This window comes from Prochlorococcus sp. MIT2308, from assembly GCF_059772345.1.
The window spans coordinates 1,390,346-1,403,074 of the sequence record NZ_CM186283.1 but is presented as its reverse complement, the minus strand read 5'-3'; the positions used below and the strand labels follow the sequence as shown (position 1 = coordinate 1,403,074).

The window sequence follows — 12,729 nt, the reverse complement described above, 5'->3', positions numbered from 1 at the left end:
AACGTAATCTAAAACATTGAAAATAACATTTTCCAAATCCAAGGAATGGGTGAAGTAAACGAAAAACCATTATTAATTCTGGGAGGAGGATTAATGGGTCTTGCAATAGCCCATGAACTTGCTCAAAAAGGCAAACGCGTCGAAATTTTGAGTAGAAGCAGAAGTGAAGCAGCAGGCTTTGTAGCTGCTGGAATGCTGGCCCCTCACGCTGAGGGACTTCAAGGTGAACTTTTAAGTCTTGGTCAAACTAGTCTTCAAAGACATCCGAAATGGATAGAGAGCATTGAGACAAATAGCAAAATGTCGTGTGGACTCAAAACTTGTGGGATTGTTGTCCCATTTGAAAACCTAAAAGACTGTGAATCCTATCCAACATATAAATTTGGTAAAAAACTAAACAGAAATGAGCTCCTTGAAGAAATTCCAGGACTCTCAAAAAAATGGAAATTAGGTTTACTTTTTAGACAGGACGGTCAAATCGATAATCGCAGACTTTTAATGAGAGCACTTGAAAAAGCTTGTGTTGAATTAGGTGTTCACTTTCAAGAAGGAGTTGAAGTAATTGAAATCATGAAAGATTCGAACACTTTTCATGGAGTCAAAATTAAAGACATTAATGGAAATATCAATCATTTAAAAAGCGAAGAGGCAGTTCTCTGCTGCGGAGCCTGGAGCAAACAAATATTTCAAACACTCCCTATTTTTCCTGTTAAAGGCCAGATGTTATCTATTCAGGGACCAAAACAGATTCTAAAGAGGATTATTTTTGGACCTGGCATTTACTTAGTTCCAAGAGATGACGGCCTAATAATCGTAGGGGCAACCAGTGAGCGTGAGGCAGGCTTCCAAAAAGGACTTACTCCAAAAGGACAACGCGAGCTACAAAAAGGAATTCAATCTCTTATTCCTGAACTTAATCAGCTACCTCATATGGAGAGATGGTGGGGGTTTCGTCCGTGCACACCAGACGAAGGCCCTTTACTGGGAATGTCATCAATTAATGGACTCTGGCTTGCTACTGGTCATCATCGTAATGGAGTTTTGTTGGCGGCTATAACTGCAGAATTAATTGGAAAATCTATTTGCTCGAGCTCTTTAAGTAATGAGGAAAGTAGTTTTTTGTCCCAATTCAGATGGGACAGATTTTAAAAACCACTCACCAAGAGATTGTGAATTTCACCAATAATTTATTCCACTCTCCATAATTGATCTGATGGAGTCCAATCAACAAGTTCATTTTTCTGGAACCATAGATCAATTTCAAATACTGCCGTATCAGAACCATCAGAACCATGAATGACATTACGACCAATATTCACAGCTAAATCACCTCTAATAGTTCCAGGTTCAGCCTCAAGAGGCTTTGTTGCTCCAATCAATTTTCTCGCACTTGCTATGACTCCTTCACCCTCCCAAACCATTGCAACAACAGGACCACTTGTTATGAAATCTACTAAACCTGAAAAGAAAGGACGATCTTTATGTACACCGTAGTGTTTTTCAGCAAGTTCTTTGCTTGGTGTGAGTTGCTTTAGGCCTACTAATTTGAATCCTTTGGTTTCAAAACGACCAAGAATCTCAGCTATTAAACCTCTTTGTACACCATCTGGCTTGATAGCAACAAAAGTTCTTTCCAAAGTCATTGCGGTATTCAATAATATGAAGCCATAGTCTTCCTAAAACTACCCTCTTGGCAAGTAAAACATGACACTTAATAAAACTGTTCTTAGATTTAATTGTATTAATCGTGAATGATCAAACTTGGCAACTTTGTTATCGCATAAATGGCTGTGAAAAATACTAATCAATCTCTCTCTTGGACTATCCAAAACAGCTCAGACCTCTATGGAATTGATCGCTGGGGAAAGGGTTATTTCACAATCAATGAAAAAGGGAATATTGGTATTTGTCCTGACGGTTCCAAAAACAAATCGCATGATTTGATGGAACTATTAGATGAACTCGAAAGTCGAAAACTAAAATTTCCTCTGTTAATAAGATTTGACGATATTCTCGAAGACTGCTTAAAAAACTTACATAAAGCTTTTGCAAAAGCAATTAATAACTATCAATATCAAGGAAAATACCAAGGTGTATTTCCAATCAAATGTAATCAACAGCGCCACGTTGTTGAAGAATTAATCACCTGTGGTTCCAAATGGAATTTTGGCTTAGAAGCTGGAAGCAAACCAGAGTTACTAATTGCTTTATCAATACTAGAGGATCCTAAAGCTTTACTAATATGTAATGGCTATAAAGATCAACGTTATATTGAAACAGCTATTTTAGCACGACAGCTTGGACGTCAACCGATAGTAGTTATAGAACAAGCAAATGATGTTGATCTTATAATCAAATCCAGTCATTTACTCGGAGCATCTCCACTTATAGGAATTAGAGCAAAGTTATCTAGTCAAAGCTGTGGAAGATGGAGTAGCTCGATTGGTGACAAGTCGAAATTTGGACTTTCAATTCCAGAAATATTGAAAGCAATCAAAAGGTTAAAAGAAGCAAAACTTCTCAATGAATTAAAGCTTTTACATTTTCATCTAGGGAGTCAAATTAACGACATAGGTGTTTTAAAAGATGCCTTACAAGAAGCAGGACAAATTTATGCAGAATTAATTAATCTTGGGGCACCTATGGGATACTTAGATGTTGGAGGTGGTTTAGGTATTGATTACGATGGAAGTCAAACAGCCTCAGTAGCATCTACTAACTACTCACTTCAAAATTACGCAAATGATGTAGTAGCAACAATTAAAGAGTGTTGTGAATCAAAAAAGATACCACTACCTACTTTGATTACGGAGAGTGGAAGAGCAATTGCTAGTCACTTTTCAATCTTAATCTTCAATATTTTAGGCAAAAATTCGTTACCTTCTGACATTCCTAAAAAAGACGAAAAAGAATGTCTCTCTGTCATAAATTTACGTGAAACATTAATCCATATACAGTCTCTAGAACTTAAGCAAGAAGAAGATTTAGCCAAACTACAAGAAGCATGGAATGATTCTCTTAAATTTAAAGCAGATGCACTAGCGGCTTTTCGTCTCGGTTATATAGATTTAGTTGAACGTGCAAAAGCTGAACAGTTGACATGGGCCTGTGCAAAAACAATTGTTAATCAGTTACCAAAAAATATACTTCTACCTACAGAACTAAAAAAATTAAGTGAAAGTTTAGCCATAACATATTACGCAAATCTTTCCGTATTTAGATCCGCTCCAGACACTTGGGCCATTGATCAAGTTTTTCCAATTATGCCAATCCATCGGCTTAACAAAGAACCGAACAAACTTGGTCACTTTGCAGATTTAACATGCGATTCAGATGGAAAGCTTGATCAATTTATAGACAATGGAAAAATTAAAAATTTGCTACCTCTTCATGAATTTAATCAAGACAAAAAATATCTAATTGGTCTTTTCTTAGGTGGCGCCTATCAAGAAGTAATGGGAAATCTACATAATTTATTTGGGAGTACGAATGCAGTCCATATAAGATTCACAGAAAAAGGAACATACAAAGTTGAGCATGTCATTCGTGGAAATTCAAAATCAAATGTTCTTGAATACTTGGAACATGATCCAGAAATATTATTAGAGCGATTACGAAAATCAAGCGAATCAGCTATTCAAGGCGGACATCTTAAAATCCAGGATGCACAAAAATTAATAGAGCATGTGGAGGTAAGTCTCCGTCAAAGCACTTACCTACAGAGCTAAATTAAGACAATTTTTGAGTCAAATCCTCATTAGCTTTTTCTAAAGCTAGATCCAACGATTGAGGTTGACTACCACCAGCTTGAGCGAGATTTGGACGACCACCTCCACCTCCACCACACATTTTTGCAACCCCACTGATAAATTTACCTGCATGAAAACCATCTAAAACTAAATCAGAAGAAAATGCAGCAACAAAAACTAATTTATTATCGATCTCCTGATTTGGAATACCTCCAAAAACAACAGCTGAGTACTTGCCTAAATGATCTATCAAACTTGAAGCCGCAGATTGCAATCCAGATCCGTCGACACCATCTAAACGTCTGATTAATAATTTACTCTTACCAACACATTTTGCATAACTAGCCAAACTCAATGCCTTCACTAATGCGAGTTCATTCTTAAGTTTGATAAGTTCTTTTGTTTTATCTTTCAATTCCAGTTGAAGAGATGAAACTCTCTCAACAATTTCATATGATTGAACCTTGAATGATTTACTTAACTCCTTAACTACCAAATCACGTTCGTTAAAATAATCTAAAACTGATGGACCAGCAATAGCCTCTATTCGTCTAATACCTGAAGCAATACCTGTCTCATTAATAATTTTAAACGTACCTAGTTGTGACGTACGAGTTACATGGGTTCCTCCACATAACTCCATAGAGACACCTGGAACATCCACGACACGTACCACATCACCATACTTCTCACCGAACATTGCCAAAGCACCAGCAGCCATAGCCTCCTTAATTGGCATTGTTTTAATTTGAATTGGATGATCTTCATTAATCCATTGATTTATCTGTACTTCCATATCATTAAGTTCTTTGTTTGTTAAAGGTTTTGGAGCATTAAAATCAAATCTCAATCGATCATTTGAAACTAACGAACCTCTTTGACTTACACTTGAGTCAATCGATAACTTTAAAGCTGATTGTAATAGATGTGTAGCTGTGTGATTTGATGTAGTTCGTTGACGAAAAGATGGAGTCACATTCATCTGGACAGATGAATTAAATGTTAGAACTCCTGTTTTAATCCTTCCAGAATGAATAAAAATATTGTTCTTTTTTCTAACGTTTTCTATAGACACCTCTAGATCTTGAGACGTTATTATGCCTTCATCTCCAATTTGCCCACCCGACTCAGCATAAAAAGGCGTTCTATTTACAATAATCTTAACTAAATCACCCTCAAAAGCTTGTTTGACTAATTCATTATTTTTAAAAATGCCTATCACGATAGAAGTGGTTTGTAACTTTTCATAGCCATCAAATATTGTTTCATCAAACAAGGAAATTTCTCTTTCAATTGAACCTTCTTCAGTTAAATCAATACTTACAGAAGCTGCTTTTGCACGTTTGCGTTGCCTCTCCATTTCAACTTCAAAGCCAGTAATATCAACAGAAATACCTTTTTCATTCGCGATCTCTTCTGTTAATTCCAAAGGAAAACCATAAGTGTCATAAAGCTCAAATGCCTGAGCACCAGATATAAGAACACATTCATCAGCTGTTATCTCTGCTAAAAGTTTTTCTCCCCGTTCAAGAGTTTGAAGGAAACGAGATTCTTCTATTTTTAACTCATTAAGAATAATTTTCTTTTTCTCTAGTAATTGAGGATAAGCATTTTTCATCAGCTCAATTGTAACTTCAGCTAGCTGAGGTAAAAACGACTGATTAATCCCTACCAGTCGACCATGTCGAATCATACGCCGTATAAGACGACGAAGAATATAGCCTCGCCCAAGATTACTAGCAGTTACACCATCACAAATTAAATGTGTGACAGCTCTGCAATGATCTCCAATAATTTTTAATGATGTTTGATTTTTTTTATTTGTAGTTTCATAATTAATTTTAGCTAATAAAGCCGCTGACTCAATGAGAGGAAAAATAAGATCCGTTTCATAGTTATTAGATTTTTTTTGCAAAATTTGAGCCATTCTTTCTAAACCCATTCCTGTATCAATATGACAATTCGCCAATGGTTCAAGAGTGCCCTTTAAGTCTCGGTTGTATTGCATAAAAACCAAATTATAAAATTCTATAAATCGACTATCGTCTTCAAGATCTATATCATCACTTCCTAATTCGGGTTTAAAATCAAAATACAGTTCTGAACACGGACCACAAGGTCCTGTAGCTCCCGATGACCAAAAATTATCCGAAGCACCCATTCTGATGATTCTCTTTGCATCAACCCCTTCAACTTCTTTCCATATTTGCTCTGCTTCTAGGTCTTCTTCAAAAACGCTAATGACTATATTCTTTGGATTGAGTCGAAAAACATCAGTAGTTAATTCCCAGGCCCATTGAATTGCCTCTTTTTTAAAGTAATCACCAAATGAAAAATTACCGAGCATCTCAAAAAAAGTATGATGCCTAGCTGTTCTACCTACATTTTCAATATCATTTGTTCTAATACATTTTTGACTGGATGTTGCTCTAGGAGTAGGAGATTCTTTCAATCCTAAGAATATAGGCTTAAAAGGTAACATCCCCGCAATTGTCAATAAAACAGTTGGATCATCTGGAATTAAAGAGGAACTTGCAAGTTTCTTATGATTATGTTTGGTAAAAAAGTTTATAAAGGCTTCTCTTATTTCATCTCCTGAGAGAGATGGAGGATTCATTAAGGTGGAGGAATTTTTTTTCATAACTAAAAATTATTTCTACAAAGGTTTTTGAAAACAATCACAAAAATGGTCAGATTGGCTCAACTTGCCCTTAAACAATAACAAAATGGAAACCCATGAGACTTCGAAGGAGAAAATATTCAAAAAATCCGTCGAGATCCACACCTATTGCAAACAAATAATATTTACGGGAAGCAGTATCACACGTACAAACCTCAATATCCTATTATGGTAAAAAATGATCTAGGTATTTTCACTCAGCAATCTAATTTGTTGCGGCTTTCTAGCTCTCTCTGATTAATGGCTTTAAGAACATGATTTTTACTGAATCGACAGCTTTAGAAAATCAGAAAAAGGATACTCCTAGACTTTCACTGCAATATGAAAAAATTGCTGAAGACACACACGCTTTAAGATCGTTGGATTGGGATCGGAGCAGGTTTGATATTGAATTTGGCCTTAGAAATGGAACTACATACAATAGTTTTTTAATAAGAGGCAAAAAAACTGCACTTATAGATACAAGCCATTTAAAATTTAAAGATATTTGGTTTGAAAAACTAAGACAAGAAATCAATCCAACAGAAATTGATTATTTAATAGTCAGTCACACAGAGCCAGATCATTCTGGACTTATTAAATACTTAATTGAATTAAACCCAAATATTGAAATCGTCGCATCTAAAGTAGCTATAAAATTTCTAGAAGAACAAATCCATCAACCTTTTAGGTCAAGAGCAGTCAAAAGTGGTGAGGAGCTAAATTTAGAAATTAATTCAATCAGCGGAGTCGAGCACAAAATTGAATTTATTAGTGCGCCAAATCTACACTGGCCCGATACTATTTTTTCTTTTGATCACGGTACTCAAGTTTTATATACTTGTGACGCGTTTGGTTTGCATTACTGTTCAGAAAAATTGTATGACGAAAATCCAAATCTATTAAATGAAGATTTCCGATTTTATTACGACTGCCTAATGGGTCCTAATGCCCGCAGCGTAGTTCAAGCATTAAAAAAAATTGATGCATTGCCAATCGTGCAAACTATTGGTGTTGGACATGGACCAATCCTTAATTTTAATACGCAGTTATGGCTGAATAACTATAGAGAATGGAGTAAGCAAAGAAGTAAAGGAGATAACTATGCCGTGGTTTGTTATCTGAGCCAATATGGATTTTGCGATCGGCTTAGTCAAGCAATTGCTCATGGCATAGGCAAGGCAAATGCTCAAGTTCAATTAGTTGATCTTATTGCTTCAGATACTCAAGAATTAAGTGCTCTAATTAGTGATGCAAGCGCAGTTGTTGTACCAACATGGCCAATCAAATCTGATTCGGAATTGCAAAGTAATATTGGGACATTACTTGCGTCATTAAAACAAAAGCAGTGGGTAGCTACTTATGATTCTTATGGCGGTAATGAAGAGCCAATTGACTTTATCACTAACCAATTAAGAAAGCTTGGACAAAAAGAAGCATTTAAACCACTTCGAGTTCGTGACGAACCAAATAAAACTGTTTATCAACAATTTGAAGAAGCTGGTACAGATTTAGGTCAAATTCTTACTAGAAAGAAAAATTTAGCTGCTACAAAAAGCCTTGATGGAGAATTAAACAAAGCGCTTGGTTGTTTAAGCGGTGGGCTCTACATTGTTACGGCTAAAGAGAATTCAGGTGCAGACAGTCGAGACGGTGCGATGGTCGCAAGCTGGGTCAGTCAAGCAAGTTTTGAACCCCCTGGAATCACCGTGGCAGTAGCTAAAGACAGAGCCATTGAATCATTATTACAAGTGAATAATCGTTTTGTTTTGAATATTCTTCAAGAAAATAATTATTTGCACCTCTTCAGACACTTTTTAAAACGTTTTCCACCAGGTGCTAATCGATTTGAAGGAGTTGAATTAATGAATGATCTTGCGGCTGGAGGACCAGTTCTATCTGATGCGTTAGCTTTCCTTTCATGTAAAGTTATTCAAAGAATGGAGACAACAGACCATTGGATCATCTATTCATCAGTTGAGAAAGGTAATTTATCAAATACTCAAAGTAAAACAGCAGTTCATCACAGAAGAGTTGGTAGTAATTATTAACTATGGCAGTAGAGAATATTTCTTCAACAAGATTAAATACTTTCATAAAAAAGACGATCCAGATTCCTATTGAGGAGAACTTAATTTGTTTAAGAAGCCTAAATCCAAAAAGAACCAGATTTGAAGTTGAATATTCTCTTGAAAAAGGTAGTTGCACAAATTCTTTTTTATTTAAGTCTCACCAAGATGAAGATTCAAAATCACAAGAATATATTCTTGTTCACCCTCCTGGTTTAACATTTGAAAAAGAATTCTTAGAAGAGTTCGAGACAATAATTAGCAGAGATTTAGTTGAGATAAAGTTAGTTATGGGTCACATCAATCCCAATAAAGTAGCGTTTGTAAAACGAATGAATGTAAAGTATAAAAATTTAACGGTTATTTGTTCTAATCCCGGAGCAAAATTATTCAGGGAAATTTGGAATTTACGAAAACCATCTAAAGATACAAATCCAAAAGAAGTATCAGAGAAAGTTGCAATCCTCCCAAATATACAAATCATAAGACAACTAGAAACTTTGAAACTAGATAATAACTTTGAGATCACTCTCATTCCCGCGCCAACAGCACGTTGGCCTGGTGGACTAATTGTTTTTGAAAAGGAAACTGGTTTATTGATGAGTGACAAATTGTTTGGTGCGCATGTATATGAAGAAAAATGGGCTGAATTAAACAGTATTAGTACGGAAGAGGAAAGAAGACATTACTTCGATTGTTTAATGGCACCAATGTCTACTCAAGTTAATAGTATTATCGAAAAATTCGAAGATTTTGAGATTGATACGATAGCCCCTGGGCATGGACCTGCAATCAGCGGTAGTTGGAGAAGTTTATTAAACAACTACCAAAGCTGGGGAGAAAGCCAAAAATACAGCAACTTAAGAGTTGCTTTATTATTTGCTAGTGCATATGGAAACACTGCAGCTATTGCTGATGCCATCGCTAGAGGAATTAGTAAAACAGGAGTCAAAGTTAAGATTATTAATTGTGAATTCACCGATTCAAGTAGTTTAATCAATGAAATTCGTAAAGCCGATGGATATCTAATTGGATCACCAACTTTAGGAGGACATGCACCCACCCCTATTGTTTCAGCACTAGGTACTCTTTTGGCTGAGGGAGACAGAGACAAGCCAGCTGGAGTATTTGGAAGTTATGGGTGGAGTGGAGAGGCTCTTGATTTACTTGAAAAAAAATTAAAAGATGGGGGCTATAAATTTGGATTTGAACCCATAAAAATCAAATTCAGTCCTGATCCATTAATGATTAAAAAACTTGAGGAAACAGGTATCCAATTTGGTAAACAATTAATTAATATGAAATTACGTCAACAAAGAAAGGCTAATGTTGGATTAAATACAAGTAAAAGTGATCCAACAATTAATGCACTTGGAAGAGTCGTAGGATCACTATGTATATTGACTGCTCAAAAAGGAGATGAAGGTAATCAAATTAGCGGAGCAATGGTTGCAAGCTGGGTGAGTCAAGCAAGCTTCTCTCCTCCTGGTATTACGATTGCAGTGGCCAAAGAAAGAGCTGTAGAAAACTTACTTCATACTGGTGATAATTTTGCTTTGAATATTTTAGAGCAAAACAATCATCAAAGCCTCCTTAAACAATTTCTCCAATCATTCAAACCTGGAGATAATAGATTTAACAATCTTGAGATCAAATTAAGTCCAAGCAATCAACCCTTGTTAAACGAAGCTTTAGCTTGGCTGGAGGGTACAGTTAGTCAACGAATGGAGTGTGGGGATCATTGGCTGATATATGCTGAGATTAAACATGGAAAAGTCCTTAAAAAAGATGGAGTAACAGCAGTTCATCATCGAAAAACCGGAGCGAACTACTAGATCCATTACAAAAACGACTTGATCCATTTATTTATACTTCCTTCCTAATTCACAATGTCTAATAAAAAGCTTCTTATTATAGCTGCAAGCAATGGTGAAAATCTGAAATTAGCCAAAAGATTTTTACTAGCAGGCAAGGAACTAAATTACTCATGCGAATTACTTGATTTGACAGAATCACAAAATGATTTACCAATATTTAATCCACGTCATAATTCAAAAGAAAAAGCACCAGATAATCTTCATTTGATCAATGCTCAAATGGAAAGCCATTCACATTGGATCATTTGTTCTCCAGAATATAATGGTTCAATTCCTCCAATTCTTACAAATGCAATAGCTTGGCTTTCTGTGCAAGGAAAAGATTTTCGAAGTTTATTTAACGAACGTCCAATTGCAATTGCAAGTTTTTCGGGAGGAGGGTGTATGGAGTTATTGCTTTCAATGCGAATTCAGCTGACCCATCTTGGAGCTTTGGTTTTAGGTCGTCAGTTAGCTACCAACAAGTCAAAAATTGCTGAAGATACATCAATTAACGCAATCATAACTCAACTACTAAAACTAAATCATTCTAATTAACTCTCTAACTCTTCTCCAACACTAATCAATTGCTCGTTAGAATTTAATTCATACCATGTCTGAAACATTTTTTTTGCCATAGGTAGAGCGTGGACTGAACCACCACCAGGAGTATTCTGAGCAAATGCAACTATGACTATTTTCCCAGAGTCATAAGGTGCAAATCCAGCAAACCATGCATGATCTTCACCTCCACTGCTATCTTCAGCTGTTCCAGTTTTACCAGCGACTGGAGGGATTATAGAGGGATCTATATTTATTCCAATAGCAGTACCACTAGTTACTACTTTTCGAAGTCCACGACGGATTGTCTCAAAAGTTGTATCTTGAATATCTACTTTTTGGAAATATTTTTCTGATCTCCAATTAATATTGCCATCAACTAAATGAGGAGTAATCAAATAACCACCATTTGCGAAAGACGCATATGCTCGTGCTAATTGCAATGGAGTAACCAGAACAACCGATTGACCAATGGATGCACTAGCCATATCCTCTACGATCCAGGGAGTCTCTCCAGGCTTTCCCCAACCACGACCTTTATCAGCCCATTCCTTATTCCCTACTAAGCCCTTATTTTCATCGATTAGAGTTTCTATGCCAGTATAATTATCGAAGCCAAGTTTAATCGCTGCATCATATAAAGCTGAGGGGCCAACCCCGACACCTACTTGATAAAAAAAAGTATTGCTCGAAACTCTAAATGCATCCTCATATCCTATCCACCCAAAACCTCTCTTGTTATATTCTGGAAAACAATGACTACCATATTTAATACATGGAACGGTATTTAATTTTTGACTAGGAAGAAATTTACCACTTTCCATGCCGGCAATAGCCGTTATGGGCTTCCATGTACTTCCTGGATCGTATGCATTAAATGCTCTACTCAAAAGAGGACGGTTCGATGACAAAAAAAAGTTGTCATATTGTTGATTAGTAAAAGGCTGAGAAAAAAAATTCAGATCAAAAGTAGGTTGACTAGCAATTGCTCTAATTGCACCTGTACGTGGATCAAGCGCTACTATTGCTCCTCCGACTTTATCGGACAAAACTTTTTCGGCAGTCCGTTGAAGCTCTAGATCAAGAGTCAATTTGATATCCTTGCCAGCTTTAGGAAGCTTTAACCCTAGGCTCCGTTGAACCGTACCCATTGCATCAATCTCAAGCATTTCTCCGCCCCATTTGCCTCTCAATTCAGGTTCAAAAGCAGCTTCAATACCTTTTCGTCCAATTCGATCGGAAAATTTATAACCTCTTTGTGAAAGCTCCGAAAACTCATCTTGAGTTATCAATTGTGTGTAACCTAAAGCATGAGCGGCTAAAGACTTATAAGGATAATTTCTAACTAAACCAATATCAATCTGAGCACCATACAATTTACTCTCTTGTTCTTTAAATCTTATAACTTGCTCAACGGATAAATCACTCAACAATACTTTTTTATAAGGGGTCTCGGAATTACTTCTGTTAAATGCAATCTCTAATTGACTTGCAGAAACATTCAACAGATCAGATAAAGCATCCCTCAGATCAATCCATTCAACATTAGTTAACAGTCTAGGTTGAACAGATAAAGAATAAAAAAGTTTATTATCGGCAAGAATTACACCATTACGATCTAATAGCCTTCCTCTAATTGGTGGGTTAGAAATGAGCTTAATTCTATTTTCTTCTGAAAGTTTTTTATAGTAGGAGCCATTAATTATTTGTATCCAAAATAGACGAGCACCTGTTACGAAAAAAATTAAGCAAGTAAACAAAAAGAAAATCAAGGGTTGATTGAAAGCACCCACATGCTTTTTAGAACTGAGATATAAGTTTTCTTTTTTCTTCAT

The 12,729-nt window shown here is 36.0% G+C and carries 8 protein-coding genes; 5 read left to right on the top strand and 3 right to left on the bottom strand.

The genetic code is table 11. The features are described from left to right. The first annotated feature begins 45 nt into the window (after positions 1 to 45). A complete protein-coding gene (gene thiO / locus AC6EIW_RS07980; protein WP_498520135.1) occupies positions 46 to 1,149 on the top strand; it encodes a glycine oxidase ThiO in 1,104 nt (367 codons plus the stop codon). Positions 1,150 to 1,187: 38 nt separating this feature from the next. On the opposite strand, the gene ndk is transcribed toward thiO, so the two are convergent. After that, a complete protein-coding gene (gene ndk, locus AC6EIW_RS07975; protein WP_498520134.1) occupies positions 1,188 to 1,643 on the bottom strand; it encodes a nucleoside-diphosphate kinase in 456 nt (151 codons plus the stop codon). A 141-nt stretch (positions 1,644 to 1,784) separates the two neighbouring features. Here ndk and speA point away from each other — a divergent pair, with 141 nt between their 5' ends. Beyond that, entirely contained in the window at positions 1,785 to 3,728 is a 1,944-nt protein-coding gene (speA, locus tag AC6EIW_RS07970) for a biosynthetic arginine decarboxylase (protein WP_498520133.1), read from the top strand. Between the two features lies 1 nt (position 3,729). Here the strand turns inward: speA and alaS are convergent, their stop codons facing one another. After that, positions 3,730 to 6,390, bottom strand: coding sequence for an alanine--tRNA ligase (alaS, locus tag AC6EIW_RS07965; protein ID WP_498520132.1), 2,661 nt, complete (start codon positions 6,388 to 6,390; stop codon positions 3,730 to 3,732). Positions 6,391 to 6,683: 293 nt separating this feature from the next. Between alaS and AC6EIW_RS07960 the strand changes: the two genes are divergently transcribed. The 3 genes from AC6EIW_RS07960 to AC6EIW_RS07950 are packed head-to-tail and all read left to right on the top strand — an operon-like array spanning position 6,684 to position 10,891. Beyond that, entirely contained in the window at positions 6,684 to 8,459 is a 1,776-nt protein-coding gene (locus AC6EIW_RS07960) for a flavin reductase (RefSeq protein WP_498520131.1), read from the top strand. Between the two features lie 2 nt (positions 8,460 to 8,461). Continuing rightward, a complete protein-coding gene (locus AC6EIW_RS07955; RefSeq protein WP_498520130.1) occupies positions 8,462 to 10,312 on the top strand; it encodes a flavin reductase in 1,851 nt (616 codons plus the stop codon). A 54-nt stretch (positions 10,313 to 10,366) separates the two neighbouring features. Continuing rightward, positions 10,367 to 10,891: an NAD(P)H-dependent oxidoreductase gene (locus tag AC6EIW_RS07950; RefSeq protein WP_498520129.1), complete on the top strand. Its 525-nt coding sequence runs from the start codon at positions 10,367 to 10,369 to the stop codon at positions 10,889 to 10,891. On the opposite strand, the gene mrdA is transcribed toward AC6EIW_RS07950, so the two are convergent. Next, on the bottom strand, positions 10,888 to 12,729 hold the full coding sequence (gene mrdA, locus AC6EIW_RS07945; RefSeq protein WP_498520128.1) for a penicillin-binding protein 2: 1,842 nt from the start codon (positions 12,727 to 12,729) through the stop codon (positions 10,888 to 10,890). The two genes, AC6EIW_RS07950 and mrdA, sit on opposite strands and share 4 nt — an antisense overlap.